The 18,392-nt window shown below is 62.7% G+C and carries 14 protein-coding genes; 7 read left to right on the top strand and 7 right to left on the bottom strand.

The genetic code is table 11. From position 1 onward, the window contains the following. Nucleotides 1–80: 80 nt before the first annotated feature. Nucleotides 81–1,247 carry an acetyl-CoA acetyltransferase gene (locus C7I87_RS09540; RefSeq protein WP_149903958.1) on the top strand — a complete coding sequence of 389 codons (1,167 nt, stop codon included), beginning with the start codon at nucleotides 81–83 and terminating at the stop codon, nucleotides 1,245–1,247. Nucleotides 1,248–1,325: 78 nt separating this feature from the next. Then, complete coding sequence (locus C7I87_RS09535; protein WP_149903957.1) at nucleotides 1,326–2,330, top strand: asparaginase; 1,005 nt, start codon at nucleotides 1,326–1,328, stop codon at nucleotides 2,328–2,330. 9 nt (nucleotides 2,331–2,339) lie between these two features. Here the strand turns inward: C7I87_RS09535 and C7I87_RS09530 are convergent, their stop codons facing one another. After that, complete coding sequence (locus tag C7I87_RS09530; RefSeq protein WP_149903956.1) at nucleotides 2,340–3,716, bottom strand: TIGR03808 family TAT-translocated repetitive protein; 1,377 nt, start codon at nucleotides 3,714–3,716, stop codon at nucleotides 2,340–2,342. Between the two features lie 117 nt (nucleotides 3,717–3,833). Here C7I87_RS09530 and greA point away from each other — a divergent pair, with 117 nt between their 5' ends. After that, nucleotides 3,834–4,307 carry a transcription elongation factor GreA gene (greA, locus tag C7I87_RS09525; protein ID WP_149903955.1) on the top strand — a complete coding sequence of 158 codons (474 nt, stop codon included), beginning with the start codon at nucleotides 3,834–3,836 and terminating at the stop codon, nucleotides 4,305–4,307. 16 nt (nucleotides 4,308–4,323) lie between these two features. Here greA and C7I87_RS09520 read toward each other — a convergent pair whose 3' ends face one another. The 3 genes from C7I87_RS09520 to C7I87_RS09510 form a co-directional block, all read right to left on the bottom strand. After that, nucleotides 4,324–4,551: an AbrB/MazE/SpoVT family DNA-binding domain-containing protein gene (locus C7I87_RS09520; RefSeq protein WP_149903954.1), complete on the bottom strand. Its 228-nt coding sequence runs from the start codon at nucleotides 4,549–4,551 to the stop codon at nucleotides 4,324–4,326. Between the two features lie 62 nt (nucleotides 4,552–4,613). Then, nucleotides 4,614–6,734, bottom strand: a complete 2,121-nt coding sequence (gene scpA / locus C7I87_RS09515; RefSeq protein ID WP_149903953.1) for a methylmalonyl-CoA mutase — start codon at nucleotides 6,732–6,734, stop codon at nucleotides 4,614–4,616. Continuing rightward, nucleotides 6,731–8,173: a methylmalonyl-CoA mutase subunit beta gene (locus C7I87_RS09510; protein ID WP_149903952.1), complete on the bottom strand. Its 1,443-nt coding sequence runs from the start codon at nucleotides 8,171–8,173 to the stop codon at nucleotides 6,731–6,733. Before C7I87_RS09510 ends, scpA begins: the two co-directional genes overlap by 4 nt. A gap of 358 nt (nucleotides 8,174–8,531) precedes the next feature. Between C7I87_RS09510 and C7I87_RS09505 the strand changes: the two genes are divergently transcribed. Beyond that, a complete protein-coding gene (locus tag C7I87_RS09505) occupies nucleotides 8,532–10,070 on the top strand; it encodes a helicase HerA-like C-terminal domain-containing protein (protein ID WP_149903951.1) in 1,539 nt (512 codons plus the stop codon). A gap of 160 nt (nucleotides 10,071–10,230) precedes the next feature. On the opposite strand, the gene C7I87_RS09495 is transcribed toward C7I87_RS09505, so the two are convergent. Next, nucleotides 10,231–11,157, bottom strand: coding sequence for a LysR family transcriptional regulator (locus C7I87_RS09495; RefSeq protein WP_149903950.1), 927 nt, complete (start codon nucleotides 11,155–11,157; stop codon nucleotides 10,231–10,233). Nucleotides 11,158–11,347: 190 nt separating this feature from the next. Here C7I87_RS09495 and C7I87_RS09490 point away from each other — a divergent pair, with 190 nt between their 5' ends. Both C7I87_RS09490 and C7I87_RS09485 read left to right on the top strand, forming a co-directional pair. Continuing rightward, on the top strand, nucleotides 11,348–13,045 hold the full coding sequence (locus tag C7I87_RS09490; RefSeq protein WP_149903949.1) for a GMC family oxidoreductase: 1,698 nt from the start codon (nucleotides 11,348–11,350) through the stop codon (nucleotides 13,043–13,045). Between the two features lie 16 nt (nucleotides 13,046–13,061). Further along, nucleotides 13,062–15,575 (top strand): CoA transferase, encoded by a 2,514-nt coding sequence (locus C7I87_RS09485; RefSeq protein ID WP_149903948.1) that lies wholly within the window; start codon nucleotides 13,062–13,064, stop codon nucleotides 15,573–15,575. A 63-nt stretch (nucleotides 15,576–15,638) separates the two neighbouring features. On the opposite strand, the gene C7I87_RS09480 is transcribed toward C7I87_RS09485, so the two are convergent. Together C7I87_RS09480 and C7I87_RS09475 are read right to left on the bottom strand one after the other, a co-directional pair. Further along, the gene (locus tag C7I87_RS09480; protein WP_149903947.1) at nucleotides 15,639–16,469 is read right to left on the bottom strand and encodes a L,D-transpeptidase; all 831 of its coding nucleotides are present in this window, start codon (nucleotides 16,467–16,469) and stop codon (nucleotides 15,639–15,641) included. 172 nt (nucleotides 16,470–16,641) lie between these two features. Continuing rightward, nucleotides 16,642–17,304: a haloacid dehalogenase type II gene (locus C7I87_RS09475; protein WP_149903946.1), complete on the bottom strand. Its 663-nt coding sequence runs from the start codon at nucleotides 17,302–17,304 to the stop codon at nucleotides 16,642–16,644. Nucleotides 17,305–17,459: 155 nt separating this feature from the next. Between C7I87_RS09475 and C7I87_RS09470 the strand changes: the two genes are divergently transcribed. After that, nucleotides 17,460–18,338 (top strand): branched-chain amino acid aminotransferase, encoded by an 879-nt coding sequence (locus C7I87_RS09470; protein WP_149903945.1) that lies wholly within the window; start codon nucleotides 17,460–17,462, stop codon nucleotides 18,336–18,338. The last annotated feature ends 54 nt before the right edge of the window (nucleotides 18,339–18,392 follow it).

The raw sequence follows: 18,392 nt of genomic DNA, 5'->3' as shown, positions 1-18,392 counted from the left end.
AGAATGTTTATATTTGAACAATAGAGGCGAAGTGCGCCATGAGCCGATATGCTAGGCTGGCGCCAAGGATGGAGACCGCCATGACCGCATGCATCGTCGGCTGGGCGCATTCGCGTTTCGGCAAGCTTGAGGGCGAGACGCTCGAAAACCTGATCGTCAAGGTCGCGACGGACGCGCTCGATCATGCCGGCATCGGCCCGGACGAGGTTGACGAGATCGTGCTTGGCCATTTCAACGCCGGCTTTTCGGCGCAGGATTTCACCGCCAGCCTGGTTCTCCAGGCGGACGACCGGCTGCGCTTCAAGCCGGCCACGCGCGTCGAAAACGCGTGCGCCACGGGATCGGCGGCGGTCAGGCAAGGCCTTCGTACCATCGATGCAAACGCCGCCCGGATCGTTCTGGTGGTCGGCGCCGAGCAGATGACGACCACGCCCGGGCCAGAGATCGGCAAGAACCTGCTCAAGGCGTCCTATCTGCCCGAGGACGGCGACACGCCGGCCGGCTTTGCAGGCGTCTTCGGCAAGATCGCACAGGCCTATTTCCAGCGTTATGGCGACCAGTCGGATGCGCTCGCCATGATCGCCGCCAAGAACCATAAGAACGGCGTCGACAATCCCTATGCCCAGATGCGCAAGGATTTTGGCTATGAATTCTGCCGGCAGGAGAGCGAGAAGAACCCGTTCGTCGCCGGTCCTCTCAAACGCACTGACTGCTCGCTGGTTTCCGACGGCGCCGCCGCCCTTGTCCTTGCCGATACGGCGACGGCGCTGAAGATGCGCCGTGCCGTCGCCTTCCGCGCCAACGAACATGTGCAGGATTTCCTGCCGATGTCGAAGCGCGACATCTTGACCTTCGAAGGTTGCGAACAGGCTTGGACCCGTGCGCTGAAGAACGCCGGCGTGACGCTCGACGATCTCTCCTTCGTCGAGACGCATGACTGCTTCACCATCGCCGAACTGATCGAGTATGAGGCGATGGGCTTGGCCAAACCGGGCGAGGGCGCCAAATTGGCGCTCGACGGCACAACGGCCCGGGATGGCCGCCTGCCGGTCAATCCCTCCGGCGGTCTGAAGGCCAAGGGCCATCCGATCGGCGCGACCGGTGTCTCCATGCATGTCTTGACCGCCATGCAGCTTGTCGGCGAAGCCGGCGGCATCCAGGTGCCGGGCGCGAAGCTCGGCGGCATCTTCAACATGGGCGGTGCCGCTGTCGCCAATTACGTTTCCATTCTCGACCGGATCAGATAGACCGCCCGCATTACAGCGCCGCGCGCCGTTTGGGGCGCGCAAAGGACGCTGTAACACTTTGATTTTGCGGGAGGTGACATGACAAATCCGGTTCTGATCGAAGTTTTGCGCGGCGCCATTGTCGAGAGCGCGCATCGCGGCGCCGTCGCCATCTTCGACGCCGACGGCAAGCCGGTTCTGGAGATCGGCGACACATCGAAGCCGGTTTTCCCCCGTTCCGCCGTCAAGGCGATCCAGGCGCTGCCGCTTGTCGAAACGGGTGCTGCCGATGCCTATGGCTTTGGCAACCGCGAACTAGCGCTGGCCTGTGCCTCCCATTCCGGCGAGCCGGCGCATGTCGAACTGGCGCGGTCCATGCTGGCCAAGGCGGGGCTGGACGGGTCGGCGCTCGAATGCGGGAGCCACTGGCCCTCGAACCATGACGCGGAGATTGCGCTCGCGCGTGCCGGCGGCTCACCCAATGCGCTGCATAACAATTGTTCCGGCAAGCATTCCGGTTTCCTCTGCACCTGCGTTCACTCAGGCATCGCGCATCGCGGCTATGTGAGGCCGGATCATGCGCTGCAGGAAATGGTGCGCGACGCCATGCAGGCAGTCACCGGCGCTGTCCACGGCCCCGACCAACGCGCGACCGATGGCTGCTCGATCCCGACCTATGCGGTGCCGCTCAGGAGTTTCGCGCTCGGCTTTGCCCGCATGGCCACGGCGCACGGCTTTGGCCCGGAGCGGGCGAAGGCTGCGAAGCGGCTGCTCTCCGCCTGCATGGCGGAGCCATTCTTCGTCGCCGGCACTGGCCGCGCGGACCTGTTGCTGATGGAAGCCGCTCCCGGCCGAATTTTTGCGAAAGGCGGAGCCGAGGGCGTCCACTGTGCCGCAATTCCGGAACTCGGCCTCGGTATCGCGGTCAAATGCGATGATGGTGCCGGGCGTGCCGGCGACGCAATCGCTGCCGCCGTGCTCGCCAGGCTGCTGCGGGCGGACGAGGCCTTGGCGGCGAAGCTGCTCGAACTGGCGAACGCGCCGATCGAAAGTCGGATTGGCGCCAAGGTCGGGGCACTGAGACCGACGCCGGCCTTGAATTGAAGGCAGCAGTCAGCTGACGCGATTGCGCTCGACGGTCAGGTGAGCATAGCCGCTGCTGCTGGTGTGGGTGAGGTCTGACGTCACCGGCTCGGCCCAGCGCTGGCCGACAACCGCCCCGTTCAGCGCACCGTCGATGACATTGTCGGAGATGACGGCAGTGCCGGCACCTTCGACAACGCTGACGACGATGCCGGTGCCTGCCTTGCGGATGATATTTCCCATGGCCACGACATTGCGCAGATACGGTCCCCAGCCGATCGACATGCCATAGAGCGGCGCATTCTCGATGACGTTGTTGGAAGCGATAGTGTCGGCCTCGACAGCGATGCCGACACCGAACCCCGGCGGGTCCGCGGTGTAGGCGCCGCTGGTCGACAGATTGCGCACGATGTTGCCCGAGCAGACACCCATGCGGCCGCCTTCGTTGAAGTTGACGATCGAGATGCCGTTAGCGGCGCCGTCGACGATATTGTTGCTGATGACGGCGCCTTCGAACGAGAACTCGGAATAGACAGCGGTTTCGCCCGAGCGCGAGCAGGTGTTGCCCGATATCTGCAAATTGCTGGAGCTGTTGGCCCGGATCGCCGAGAAGGCACAGTCGGAAACCACATTGCCCGAGATGAGGACATTGCCAGCGCGGAAGGCATTGATGCCGTTGCCGTTCTGGCCTGTACCGCCGCTGCGCGCGCCAATGCGTTCGACGCGGTTGCCGGTGACCATGGTGCCGTCTTCCGCCGCTTGCCAGCGGTGCACGAGGATGCCGCCATTGGCGCAATCGGAGACGGTGTTGCCTGATATCGCCAGCTCTCCGGCTTCGACGGAATAGATGCCGGCATCGGCGGCGCCCGATATGTCCGTGCGTTCGATGCGGCCAGCCGCATGTTCCAGCGCCAGCCCATTCTTGCCGCTGCCTGTGATCTGGCAGTTGTCCACTACCAGATGCGCGACCCGGCGCAGATCAAGCAGCCCTTGCGCGTAGTCGCCCATCGAGCGGTTCGAGCCGTCGAAGACCAGCCCGCTGAGTTCGATATGTTCGGCCTGTTCGGCCATGAACAGATGGCCGTCACCGCCGTAGACGATCCGCGTCGCACCCGGCACGCCGGAAAGACGCACGCGGCCGGGCAGGGAGAGATTGGACACCACATAGGTGCCGGGCGGTAGGAAGACCGGCATGTCGCGGCCGTTCGCGTCACGCAGCAGCTTGGCGAAGGCCTTGCTCTGGTCGTCAAACGTACCGGGCTGGACGCCAAGTTCGGTGGCGTTGATCGAGCCGCGCATAGAGGCTTTTTCGATGCCCGTCAGGCCAGCTGCCGCCGCCTTGCCGAGCGCGGGGCCCATGACGGCAAAGCCGGCGGTTTGCGTCAGCAGCGTTCGTCTGTTCAACATCGGCACAGAATCCCAGTGTTCAGCCCCGACACCGCAGGAATCATGCCAAACGTTCGGTGCGCCTCTTCTCAGCGACAATGGCTTGTCGAGCAGCCACTCGGCGCCTAAGTTCAGGCAATGAGCAGAGCTTTTACCCGCGAAGAAGACAGTGAGAATGCCATCGCCGGCGTTGGCGAGCGCCCGATCAGCACGCACCGTAACCTGGTGACGGAGCGCGGCCTGGCCCAGATCGAGGACAATCTGGCCGATCTGCGCGATATCATGGCGAAAGCGGAGCGGAAAGCCGACCGCGAGCGCATCGCGGTCGTGTCGCGCGATCTGCGCTATTGGACCGCGCGGCGCGAGAGTGCCGAGCTTTCCGTGCCGGAGTCCGGCAGCGACGTCGTCCGCTTCGGCATGGGTGTCACGCTGGAAAGCGATGACGGCAAGAAGGTGCATTGGAAGATCGTCGGCGAAGACGAAGCCGATCCAACCAAGGGCAGCATCTCGCATGTCTCGCCAATGGCGGTCGCGCTGTTCGGCAAGAAGGTCGGCGACCTCGCCAGCGTCAACGGCAAGGAGTGGGAGATCGTCAAGCTCTCGGATGGCTGACGCAAGCTAGGTCCGTCTACTTGGCCATCCTTTGCAATGCGGCCTCACACTGGTCCATGACATCACGAGCAGCGCGCATCTGCCGTTCGACGTCGTCACTTCTTACCGGTCTTAGAATGACGCCGTCATCGGTTTCGATGATCTGGAATTGATCGCCTACTTGCATGTTCAGGTTGTCCAGCATTTCCTGCGGCAAGATCACGACACCTGATCCGTCGTCGAGCATGCGGACAATAGTCTTCACGGCCGTTACCCTTGGTTGTGTTCGTCATTGTGACGCAACCTTTCCGGCGCTACAATATTCGCTCAACGCGCCAGCAGCCGATCCAGCAGCCGCTCCGCCGCTTCCGGAATGACCGTGCCCGGCGGGAAGATTTCCGCAGCACCGGCTCGCAGCACCGCCTCGTAGTCCTGCGGCGGGATAACACCGCCGGCCACGATCAGCATGTCGCCTCGGCCGAGCTTCTTCAGCGTGTCGCGCAATTCGGGGATCAGCGTCAGATGGCCCGCTGCCAGCGATGAGGCGCCGATAATGTGGACGTCATGCTGGACCGCCAGTTTGGCGATCTCTTCCGGCGTCTGAAACATGGCTCCCACGGTGACGTCGAAGCCGAGATCAGCGAAGGCCGTGGCAATCACCTTCTGCCCGCGATCGTGGCCGTCCTGTCCCATCTTGGCGACGAGAATGCGCGGCTTGCCGCCGTTTTTCTTTTCGAAGGCATCAAGCTTGTCCTGCAGCCGGTCGACCACCGGATTGTCGCCAAGCGCCTTGCGGTAGACACCGGAAATGGTCTGCACCGTGGCCACATGGCGCCCATAGGCTCTTTCCAAGGCGAACGAGATTTCGCCGACAGTGGCATTGGCGCGCGCGGCGCGGATGGCGAACTCCAGGAGGTTATCCTCGCCTTTTGCGGCACGGGTCAGCGCATCGAGCGCGCCTTCGACGGCGGCGACGTCGCGCGTGCCTTTCAGCCGTTGCAGTTTCGAGAGTTGCCGAGCCCTGACCTCGGCATTGTCGATCTTCAGCACATCCACCTCGATATCGGTCCCGGGGCGATGCGCATTGACGCCGACCAGCATCTGCTCGCCGGAATCGATACGCGCCTGCGTGCGGGCAGCTGCTTCCTCGATGCGCAGCTTGGGTATGCCCTTCTCGATCGCCGCCGCCATGCCGCCGAGAGCCTCGACCTCCTCGATATGGGCAAGCGCACGCGCCGCCAGATCGTGTGTCAACCGCTCGAGATAGGCCGAACCGCCCCACGGATCGATGATGCGCGTGGTGCCGGATTCCTTCTGCAGGACGAGTTGCGTGTTGCGGGCGATGCGCGCCGAGTGGTCGGTAGGCAGCGCCATTGCTTCGTCGAAGGAATTGGTGTGCAGCGATTGGGTATGCCCCTGGGTCGCTGCCATCGCCTCGATCATGGTGCGGATGATGTTGTTGTAGGGATCCTGCGCCGTCAGCGACCAGCCGGAGGTCTGGCAATGGGTGCGCAGGGACAGCGATCGCTCGTCCTTCGGCGCGAAATTCTTTTTCATCAGCGTCGCCCACAACAGGCGTGCGGCCCTGAGCTTGGCCACTTCCATGAAGAAGTTCATGCCGATCGCCCAGAAGAAGGACAGGCGCGGCGCGAAACGGTCGATGTCGAGGCCCGCTGCGACGCCGGCACGGGCATATTCGACGCCGTCGGCGATCGTATAGGCGAGTTCCAGGTCGGCGGTCGCGCCGGCTTCCTGCATGTGATAGCCGGAGATCGATATCGAGTTGAACTTCGGCATGTTCTTCGAGGTATAGGAGAAGATGTCCGAGACGATCCGCATCGAGGGCTTCGGCGGATAGATGTAGGTGTTGCGGACCATGAACTCCTTCAGGATGTCGTTCTGAATGGTCCCCGCCAGGTCCTTCTGCGCGACGCCTTGCTCTTCCGCCGCCACGATGTAGAGCGCCATGATCGGCAGTACCGCGCCGTTCATCGTCATCGATACGGTCATCTCGCCGAGCGGAATGCCGTCGAACAACTGCCGCATGTCGAGGATGGAATCGATGGCCACGCCCGCCATGCCGACATCGCCGGCGACGCGCGGATGGTCCGAGTCATAGCCGCGATGCGTGGCGAGATCGAAGGCAACCGAAAGACCTTTTTGGCCGGCGGCAAGGTTGCGCCGGTAAAACGCGTTGGACTCTTCGGCGGTCGAAAAGCCGGCATATTGCCGGATCGTCCAGGGCTGCTGGACATACATGGTCGGGTAGGGGCCGCGCACGAAGGGCGCCAGGCCCGGATAGGTGTCGAGATGCGGCAATCCCTTGAGGTCGCCTTGGCTGTACAACTGCTTGACGACTAGACCTTCCGGCGTCGTCCGCTGTCCCTTAATCTCGACAGGCGCGCGGCGCGGTGGCACCCAGCCGATCTGAGTGAAATCCGGAATCAAGAAGCGGCCCCGATGAATTGATCGATGCGGACCGGCGACAGCGCTTCGCACAGGACAACGCCTTCGGTGAAGGCAGGTCGTCGCTCTGCGTCCAGCGTCTCGACCGGACGCTCGCTTTTCAACGGATAAAGCGTGGCGCCGACAATGGCCCGCTCGCCTGACTTGAAGGCAATGCCGCGCTGGGCGGCGGCAGTACGGACACGCTGCTGGATATGTCCGTCCCGAAGGCTGGACAGCACACCACCCTCTGCCTCGATCGCCTGCAATTCTGCCCACGCTGCTGCGCAAAGGTCTGACGTCAGCGCCTCGACGGCGCCGGAGCCATAGGCGGGATCGGCGACATGATCGACATGGCTTTCATTGGCCATGATCAGTTGCGCGTTGCGCGCGACGCGGCGGGCAAAAGCTGCCGGCAGGCCGTGCGCGATCGTGTGCGGCAGGATTGAGATCGAATCGGCGCCTCCCGCCGCCGCGGCGAAGCAGCCGATCGTTGTGCGCAGGATATTGGTTTCGGGATCCGATGCCGTCATCATGCGAAATGACGTCTCGGCATGGATGTTTGCCGTGGAATTGGGGATCGAGCAGGCCTCCTGGGCTCGCGCCCACAGCCTGCGCAAGGCTCGGACCTTGGCAATTGACAGGAACTGGTCCTGGTCGACGCTGAGCGCGAAACCGATATGAGGCGCGGCATAGACGAGCGGCTGCCGCGCCTTCTCGAACATTCTGAGGTACGAGACCGCCGAAGCCAGCATGATGCCGAGTTCCTGCGCTTCCGTGGCGCCGGCGTTGTGAAAGACGCGGCCGTCCGCCTCCAGAAGCACGCCCGGAACGCCCATCGAGAAGAAATGCGCCAGCGATTGCGGCATCGATTCCTGCAGCGCCTCGATCGACATGCGCAGTCGGCCGGTGCCGGCGAGAATGGCCGCCGGATCGATGCCGAAGGAAAGGTTGAGCTTTGCCGGATCGGAGCGGCGCTTGCTCAGGAACGCCACCAGCCAGTCGGCCATTGGGCGGCTCCAGGGGTGGGTATCGATGCGGATCTGGACCCGATTGAGGGGCACGCCCTCCAGCACCGTCTCCAGTGCCTGTGCCGTCCTCGGCAAGCCATAGCCGAATGCGTTCGGGGCGCCTTCGAAGACGAGCGACAATCCCGTCGCGCCCTGCGCTATATCGTCAAGAACCTGGCTCTTGGCGCGATCAACATCCGGGTCGTCGACGCGCTGGCTGACGATCCAGGGCGACTGGGGATTGGCGCGCACGATCGGTTCCGTTCCGGTCGCGCGATCATAGAGCGGCTCGACGCGGATGTTGTCGTCGGTGTGCGAGACCAGCTTTTCCTCGAAGGATGCGCCCGCCAACGCTCTTTCGGCCAAGGCCAGCCATCGCTGACGCTCCGCATCCGTTGGCTCAACATCCCTGGTCAAGGCTCCGGCGCCCATTCATCTTCCTCGTTCAATGTGGCCGCACCAGCCCGGGCAGCCCAGTCTACGGTCCCCGGTCGGTTATCGCAATGCGCGTCCCGTGCCAGAATTCGGCCCACCTGATATTCGATCCACCTGATATAGGGCGGCTTGCGTGGACGGACCATGAACGATTGCCAAACACCGTCGAAATTCGCAAGTTCCAAAATCCCGCCTTGGCGATTACCCCGATCGGACGATTACCCGATTGGATGATTGGTCCGCTTTGGACAATTGTGATTGTCGCTGTGCAGCAGCCTCACTATACCTTCCGGCAATGGCTGGACCCTCGGGCAAAGGCTGGCTTTAGGCACATCAGTTTGCGGAGACCCGACATATGGCTGACGATACCAGTATTTTCATCGGCGCCAGCCGCAAGCCCGACGACAGTTATCAGCGCGCCGAAAATCTGCTGCTCCAATATGGCAACCGCCACGGTCTGGTGACCGGCGCGACGGGTACCGGCAAGACTGTCACCTTGCAGATTCTGGCGGAGGGATTTTCCAACGCCGGCGTGCCGGTATTCTGCGCCGACATCAAGGGCGACCTTTCCGGCATCGCCATGATGGGCACCGCCCAGGATTTCCTGGTCAAGCGGGCAGAACAGGTCAAGCTCGACCCTTATGATTGTCAGGAATTCCCGGCCATTTTCTGGGACCTGTTCGGCGAGCAGGGCCACCCGATCCGCGCGACCATTTCGGAAATGGGACCGCTGCTCCTGTCGCGGCTGATGAACCTGACCGACGCGCAGGAAGGCATCATGAACATCGCCTTCCGCATTGCCGATGAAGAGGGCCTGCTTCTCCTCGACCTCAAGGACCTGCAGGCGCTGCTCGCCAACATCGCGGAGCGCGCCGAAGAGATCAGCGCCCGTTACGGCAATGTCACCAGGCCATCGGTGGGCGCCATTCAGCGGACGCTGCTGGTGCTTGAGCAGCAGGGCGCGGCGAATTTCTTCGGCGAGCCGGCCTTGCGGATTTCCGACATCATGCGCACGACCCGCGACGGTCGCGGCGCCATCAGCGTGCTGGCCGCCGACAAGCTAATGATGAATCCGCGTCTCTACGCGACCTTCCTGTTGTGGCTGATGTCGGAACTGTTCGAGGTGCTTCCGGAGGTCGGCGACCCCGACAAGCCGAAGCTGGTGTTCTTCTTCGACGAGGCGCACCTGCTCTTCGATGAGGCGCCGAAAGTGCTGATCGATAGGGTCGAGCAGGTGGTCCGCCTGATCCGCTCCAAGGGCGTCGGCGTCTATTTCGTCACGCAGAACCCTTTGGATATCCCCGAAAAGGTCCTGGCCCAGCTCGGCAACCGCGTGCAGCACGCGCTGCGCGCTTACACGCCACGCGAGCAGCAGGCAGTGAGGACGGCGGCCGAAACCTTCCGGCGCAATCCCGATTTCGACTGCGCCACCGCCATTACCCAGCTCGCCACCGGCGAAGCGCTGGTCTCGACGCTGGAGACCAAGGGCATTCCGTCCATGGTCCAGCGCACGCTGATCCGTCCGCCGTCGTCGCGGCTTGGGCCCATAACCCCCGCCGAGCGGCAGAAGCTGATCGGGGAAAGCCCGGTCGCCGGCCAGTACGACCAGGTCATCGATCGAGAGTCGGCCTTCGAGATGCTGCAGAAGAAGGCCAAGGAGGCGCAGGATGCCGAGGCCCAGACAGGCAGCGGTGGCTCGCGCTGGACCATTCCAGGCTTCGGCAATGAAGATCCTGCGCCGCAGTCCGGCGGCAGGCGCGCGCCGGCGCCGCGCCCGTCCAACCGCCAGACGGTGGCGGAAGCCGCAATCAAATCGGTTGTGCGCTCGGTCGGCTTGTCGGTCGGCCGTGCGATCGTGCGCGCGATTCTAGGGAGCCTGTCGCGGGGACGTTGAGCCGCGCCCGGACGAGTGGCCCATGTCGGCCGGACGCCTTCGAAGGCGTCCGGGACCGGCGGCTTCAAGGCCGTCGGCAGGATAGCCGAGCGCGAGGTGTGATCACGTCAAGCGGCTCAAGACCATCGGCTGCTTCGGCGCTGAGCTGGAGGCGGTGCGTCTAATGTTCACCGCGCCAGATTCGCTCGATGACGTCGAAGGCCAGAGAGACATTTGGATCGGATCGCCGCGCGAACAAGCAGGCAAAACCCAGGCTGGTCTCCAGCTTGACCCTGTCTGCGATAACCAGGCCGTTTGCCTGTCGTTCATTGAGTGCGATCGATTCCCGGCAGAGGCTTAGGCCGAGGCCGGTACGAACCATCGCCAGCATGGAGGTTTCCTGGTCGACCAGGGCGACGATATTCTGCTTGAGGCCGCCAAATTGCCTCGCAAGCAGCCTGTTATGGACCGATTCCGATGGAGTGCCGATCCAGGGAAGCTCGGCAAGCTCCTTCCAGTCCCGCCCTGCCACCATGCTGGCAAAGCCAGGCGGCGCCACGACGCGATAGGTCAGGCGTGACAATTGCTCGATGAAGAACTGGACCTCGGATTGCGTATCGGCGGCATCGGTGCTGGTGCCGAAATCATCGAGATCGCCGAGAAAAAAGCCGACATCCAGTTCGTTTCGCTTGAGCCGGATGGCGACCTCGCCACTCATGCCTTGCCGAAGTTCCGTGTCCATGCCCGGGCCGCTTTCGGCGAGAGCCTGCAGAAACGCGCCCAGGCGGGTGAATTCAGGGTCGATGATCGTACCGATCCTGAGTTTGCCGCGCAGCTTCGTGCTGAGATGCCTGGCGGTCTGTCTGAACTCGGCCGCCTGAGCCAGCACCTGCTGGCCTTTAGCCGCAAGCAGCGCGCCGTCGCGCGTCAATTCCAGCCCGCCGGCGGTCCGATGGAACAATGTCACTCCGACGTCCTGAGAGAGCCGTTTGAGCTGAAGGCTGACGGCAGGCTGGGTGAGATTCAGCAATTCGGCCGCCTTGGTGACGTTCCCTTCCTGCGCCACGGTAACGAACGCTTTCACCAGCCTGAAATCCAGATGGTCCATATAAATTTCCATTATAATCGTTTCTTCAATTTATCATTGGATTCAGCAAACGAATAGCCGCATTGTGCCATGGGAGGCATGCTGATGACGGTCGCGGGCGACGAGAATTATAAGAAACACCCGGCTTGTCGTGCCCTTGTGAACGCGGCGCGGCGCTGCTTTCATCGCATTTCGCGGAGGATTGACGGGAATGGAAGCGCGGGGCGTTCGCTCGGATATTGACGTTTTCGACTACATCGTGGTCGGCGCCGGGTCGGCGGGTTGCCTGCTTGCCAGCCGTCTCAGCAGCGATCCCGCCAGGCGTGTCCTGTTGATCGAGGCTGGCCGGAACGACAGCTACCCCTGGATTCACATTCCCGTGGGTTACCTCTACTGTATCGGCAATTCGCGTACCGACTGGCTTTACAACACCGAGCCCGAGGCGGGCCTCAACGGCCGCTCCCTGCGTTATCCCCGGGGCAAGGTCCTGGGCGGCTGCTCCTCGATCAATGGCATGATCTACATGCGTGGCCAGTCTCGCGACTACGATCAATGGGCGGCAGTCACCGGCGACGGCGAGTGGTCATGGGAAAAATCGCTGCCGGACTTCATGGCGCATGAGGATCACTATCGCCTCGACAACGGCGCCGACCCCGCCACCGGCGACAACAGCCGGTTCTCGGACATGCATGGACACGGCGGCGAGTGGCGCATCGAAAAGCAGCGTCTCAAATGGGACATTCTCGAATCCTTCACCGACGCCGCTGTTCAGGCGGGCATCCCCCGATCTTCCGATTTCAACGGCGGCGACAACGAAGGTGTCGGTTACTTCGAGGTCAACCAGAAATCCGGCTGGCGGTGGAACACGTCGAAAGCCTTTCTGCGGCCGATCCGCCATCGCCGCAACCTGGTGATCTGGACCGAGGCCGAAGTCGACAGGCTGTGCATCGAAACCGCGCCGGATGGGCACAAGCGGTGCACGGGGCTGTTCCTCCACAGGCGCAACCAGCAGGTGTCGGCCCGGGCGAAATGTGAGGTCATTCTGTCGGCCGGGGCGATTGGCTCTCCGCACATACTGCAGCTCTCGGGCATCGGCCCGGCCGCGCTTCTCAAGGGTGCCGGTATCGATGTCGAGCTTGATCTCCCGGGCGTCGGAGAAAATTTGCAGGATCACCTGCAGATACGCGCCGTCTTCAAGGTCACCAATGCCAGAACACTCAACACGCTTGCCAACAGTCTTGTCGGCAAGGCGATGATCGGACTGGAATACGCCTTGAAGCGCACCGGGCCGATGAGCATGTCCCCATCGCAGCTCGGCGCGTTCACACGCTCCGATCCAGGCCAGGCGCATGCCAATCTCGAATATCATGTGCAGCCGCTTAGTCTCGACGCGTTCGGCGAACCTCTGCACGCCATCCCGGCCTTCACCGCCAGCGTCTGCAACCTCAATCCGACCAGTCGCGGCAGTGTGCGGGTCCGCTCCGCTCAGCGCGGGGAAGCGCCCGCCATCGCCCCGAGTTATTTGAGCACCGAGAAAGATCGCAAGATTGCCGCCGACAGCATCAGGCAGATCAGGTCGATCGTCGGCCAGCCGGCGCTTGCAAGATATAATCCGGTCGAATGGAAGCCCGGTGTGGAATTCCAGAGCGATGAAGATCTCGCGAAACTCGCGGGCGACATCGCAAACACCATCTTCCATCCCGTGGGAACCGCCAGGATGGGGCGCAACGACGACGGGATGGCCGTTCTCGACAGTCGGCTGCGTGTCCGCGGCATCGAGGGTTTGCGGGTCGTCGACGCCAGCGTGATGCCGACGATCACCAGCGGCAACACCAGTGCTCCCACGATGATGATCGCCGAAAAGGCGGCGCGCTGGATCATCGACGACGCGCGGCGACACGGACACTGAGCAAGAGATCACCGCCATGACATCGATTTCGCGTTCGGCACTGCCACTGTCCGGCATCAAGATCATCGACTTCGGGCAGTATATCGCCGGTCCCGCGGTGGCGATGATCCTCGGCGATCTCGGCGCGAGCGTCGTTCACGTCGATCCCCCCTCGGGTCCGCTCTGGGACAATCCGGCCAATGCAATTCTCAACCGCAACAAGTTGAGCGTCACGATCGACCTGAAAACCGCTGCGGGCCTGAACGAGGCGAATGCGCTGGTTGCCGAGGCCGACATCGTCATCGAGAATTTCAGGCCCAAGGTCCTGGCCCGGCTCGGCATCGACTTCGAAGCGCTGCGAAAAGCCCGTCCCGAGTTGATCACGGTATCGATCCCCGGCTTCGCCTCCAACGATCAACTGCGCAGCGACTGGCGCGCCTTCGAGACCGTTATCGCGGCCTCGTCCGGCGTCTTCACGGACATGGGCCTCAACCGGGTGCTGATGGGAATCAATCCGTCCTTTTCGCCACTGCCCCTAGCCTCGGCCTATGGCACCATGCTCGCGGCTTCCGCAACAGTTCTGGCTCTTCAAAGCCGCCAACGGACCGGACACGGCGACCATATCGAAGTGCCGCTCGCCAGCGCGGTGATGGAGGGCCTGTCTTACAACTCCATCAGGATCGAAGACTATCCGCTTCGCTATCAGACGCAGCGCGAACGGGAGATCGAACGGCGCCGCAAGGAAGGCCTGCCGATGGACATGTCCTACGGCGACTTGCAGGAATTCCTCGATCCCTTCTATCGCAGCTACATGTGCGGCGACGGGCGGATGTTCTACGTCGTCTGCCCAAGCCACAAGAACCACGCCAAACGATGCCTGCAGACCCTCGGCCTTTACGATGAACTCGTGAGTGAAGGGCTTCACGAGGAAGACGACACCTATCTTCCCGTCTCGGAATGGTCATCGGACGCGTCGCTCGGCGTCTATCCCTTGCCGAAATTCTGGGCCGACAAGATTGCCGCAAGGATGAAGGCGGTTTTCCTGACCCGCACTGCGGCGCAATGGGAGCGCATTTTCGGCGAGGGGTTATTTCCGGGAGCACCGCAGCGTTGGCTGCAGGAATGGATCGCCGACGATCATGCCAGGGCAGCCGGCCTGATGATCGAGGTCGACGATCCCATACTGGGCCGCATGATCCAGCCTGGGCCGATGGTTTGGCTGCAGGAAAGTGCGCAAGCCATGCTGAACCCGGTGCCGCGCAGCTGGGTAACCGTGGCCGAGGCCCAGGCAAGGCTGGCTGAAGTGAAACGGCCGCTTCCGTCTGCTCCAACCGCCAATGCCTCGGTCGGCTGGCTCGACGGCATCAAGATACTCGATCTCTGCAACGTCATCGCGGGCCCGCACTCGGTCGCTTACCTCGCCCGCTTCGGCGCGGAGGTGATCAAGGTCGATCCGGCAAAACCGTTCTACGACTGCTGGAATACGGTGATTTTCGGCATGTCCCACATGCGTGGCAAAAAATCCGCGCTGCTGGATATCGCAACGGTTGAAGGGCGCGAGGCGTTCGAGAGGCTGGTCAAGTCCGTGGATGTCGTCGTCTGGAACGCCACCGACCGTCAGGTCGACGTCATGGGACTCGACCTCAACGGGATGAGAGCGCTCAACCCCGACGCAATTTTCTGTCAGCTCGATTGCTTCAGTGGCGTCCGCGTCGGACCGCGCACCAACTATCTTGGCTATGACGACCTGGTCCAGGCGGCGACCGGCATCATGCTTCGGTTTGGGGGATCGATGCAGACGCCGGAAGAACATGCCCATGTCGGCACCATCGATGTCATGTGCGGCTTTGGCGCCGCTCTCGGCGTGGCTGCCGCGCTTTTTCAGAAATCCACTACCAGCGTTATCGGCCGGCCACGCACGTCGCTGTCGGCGCTGACAGGGCTGGCACAGATCCCCTTCTGCTACGATTATGAGGGCCGCCGACCATTCGACGAGCCTGCGGGCCGAGAAACAAAAGGTTTTGACGCATTGTCCCGGCTTTACGAAACGGCATCCGGTGGTTCGATCCTGCTATGTGCGTCGGACGCCGACTTGCCACGCTTCGAGACGGTAGAGGGATTGACGGGGCTGGCCTCGATACCGAAGCCCGATCGGGAGACCCATCTGGCCAAGATATTCATGACCGAACCGGCCGAGATTTGGCAACAGCGCCTTGTCGACGCCGATATCGGTGCATCGCCTTGCGAGAACATCGAGACGATCCGGAGCCGGAACGCAAGGATGGCGGACGGCAGTCCTGGTACGGAATATGGCAGCTACTCATTCTCCGTCTTCCCAGGCCACCCGAGCGGTCACACGGTGACCCAACTTGATCCTTTCGCCGTCCGGCCCAGCGACGGAAAGGTCTATGCGATTGCGTCGGCTGAGAAATACTGCGCCTCGACACGCGCCGTTCTCGCCGCCGTCGGCTATGACGATGCTGAAATCGACAGAATGCTGAAGTCGGGTGCCGCCAGTGTTTCCTGGAGCAGTGCCTATTTGCCAGGCTGAGAACAGACACCGATGGCCCAAAACCCGAGGCGGCGTGGCTCGCCGCCTTGGATCTCGACAAGCTCAGAAGATCGCGTTCGTGACCGCTTTGACCGGACCGAGCAGCACCGATCCATCCGGCACGCCGGCGTCGATCGGGATGGCCTTGTGGTTGGCCGTCGCTGCGGCCACCATCGGCTGGCGGGGGTCGTTGGTCACGATGACCGGTGTCTTCGAGGGCACGCGGTCGTAGAGGTCGATGATGTCCTGGTTCATCAGGCGCACGCAGCCCGATGACACCGATTTGCCGATCGAGCGCCATTCCGGCGAGCCGTGCAGGCGGTAGAGCGTGTCCACATTGCCCTGGAAGAGATAGAGCGCGCGCGCGCCGAGCGGGTTCTTCAAGCCGCCGGGCATGCCGCCATTGTCGGCGCTGTACTGCTTCAATTCCGGCTGGCGGGCGATCATCTCATCCGGCGGCGTCCATTTCGGCCATTTCTGCTTCCACTGGACGACGGCGTCGCCCGACCATTCGAAGCCGGCGCGGCCGAGACCGACACCATAGCGGATTGCCTGGCCACCCGGACGAACCAGATAGAGGAAATGGCCTGTCGTATCGACGATGATGGTTCCTGGCTTCTGCCCGGTCGGGTCGGGAACGATCTGGCGCAGGAACTGTGGGTCGATCCTGTCGACCGGGATAGCCGGCAGATCGAAGCCGCCATCGCTGACCGCCGCGTACATCGACGCATAATCGGCGAGCGGCGGTTCGACGTAGGTCGGTGGCGGCGGCTGGACCGGCCCCGGCCCAGTGGTGGCGCATGCGGAAACCGCAATCGAGGCGGCGCCCAATGCTGCGGCGTTGAGGAAGCCGCGACGGCTCAGGCGATAGGATTCGATTTCGGTTATGGACATGGCTGCCTTCTTTAGGACTCAAATCGCAACAAGGCGTCAACACACCGACGTCCGCTGCGGGTGCATGACAACACCTGAGGCGATAGGCGGTTCCGATTCTGGCCCGAACGTGGACAAACAAAGGCGAAGCTGTGACTGCGCCGCCACTGTGGCGTTGAGGCCACAGGTGCGTTTAGCCGGCGGATACGAGGGCCTCCAGCGATGGCAGGATCAGGGCCGGCGGCAAGTCCCGATATTCCTCCGGCTGATTGAAGCGGTTGATCCAAACCGTGCGGAAGCCGAATTTGGTGGCGCCCGCAATGTCCCAGCGATTGGAAGACTGGAAGGAGATCGCGCCGGGATAGAGACGCCATCCCGTGGCGACCATGTCGTAGACCGCTGGATCGGTCTTGAAGCGACGCACCGCATCGACGGAATAGATATCGTCCAGGACCTGGTCGAGTGCCGCGGACTTGACCGCCGCCTCCAGCATTTCGGGCGAACCGTTGGAGAGGATCGCCAGCCTGGCGCCCGAAGCCTTGAGCGCTTTCAGCACGGCCGGCACTTCGGGGTAACAGTCTAGCCTCCAATAGGCTTCCAGCAGTTTCGCCTTGAGGCTCGGATCGGCCGAAGGGACCTTGCGCAAGGCGAAGTCCAGCGCCTGTTCCGTCAATTGCCAGAAATCGGCATAGGCGCCCATCAGAGTGCGTACCCAGGAGTATTCGAGCTGCTTGGCACGCCAGATTTCGGATAGGAGTTGGCCGTCGGGGCCGATCGCGTCCGCATGGCGGCGTACCGCCGCGTGCACGTCGAACAGCGTGCCGTAGGCATCGAAAACATAAGCGGCGTATTGCATGGCAACAGTTTTGAGGCGAGGCGGGACAAGGTGCAAGCCTTGATTGCATCGCACCTGTTGCTGGCCTCAACAAAACTCCCCGATGCTGGTTGACGACAGCTGCCAAAGCATCTTCCAATGCTGTCACACAAGATTGACCGGAACGGGAAAACGCGATGACACTGGCGGCGGCGGCGCAATCCGCGACATGGACTTTCGTCGATGGCGATTGGTATGAAGGCAATGTCGCCATCCTGGGGCCACGCAGCCACGCCATGTGGCTCGGCACCAGCGTGTTCGACGGGGCGCGCTGGTTCGAGGGCGTGGCGCCCGATCTCGAACTTCATGCCGCACGCGTCAATGCCTCGGCGATCGCGCTCGGCCTCGCGCCGAACATGACGCTAGAGCAGATTGTCGGGCTGACCTGGGATGGATTGAAGAACTTCGACGGCAAGACGGCGGTCTACATCAGGCCGATGTACTGGGCAGAGCATGGCGGCTACATGGGCGTGCCGGCCGATCCCGCCTCGACCCGTTTCTGTCTGTGCCTCTATGAATCGCCGATGATCTCGCCGACCGGCTTTTCGGTGACCGTGTCGCCGTTCCGGCGTCCGACCATCGAAACCATGCCGACCAATGCCAAGGCCGGCTGCCTCTATCCCAACAATGGCCGCGCCATCCTCGAGGCCAAGATGCGCGGCTTCGACAATGCGCTTGTGCTCGACATGCTGGGCAATGTCGCGGAGACCGGAAGCTCGAACATCTTCCTTGTGAAGGACGGCCATGTGCTGACGCCGGCGCCCAACGGAACCTTCCTGTCCGGCATTACCCGCTCGCGCACGATGACGCTGCTCGGCGACTATGGGTTCAGGACGACCGAAAAGACGCTATCGGTGCGGGATTTCCTCGAAGCGGACGAAATCTTCTCGACAGGCAACCACTCCAAAGTGGTGCCGATCACCCGCATCGAGAGCCGCGACCTGCAACCCGGCCCGGTGGCCAAGAAGGCACGCGAACTCTATTGGGATTGGGCGCATTCGACCTCGGCTGGCTGAGATGCCTGTCCGGCCTTTTTGCCGCTGCGCGGTCGGTCGCAGGAAAAGCGTGTG

It is taken from the genome of Mesorhizobium sp. SARCC-RB16n (assembly GCF_008520305.1).
GTDB lineage: Bacteria > Pseudomonadota > Alphaproteobacteria > Rhizobiales > Rhizobiaceae > Mesorhizobium.
The sequence above is the reverse complement of the archived record's forward strand: the minus strand, read 5'-3'. Positions and strand labels throughout refer to the sequence as shown.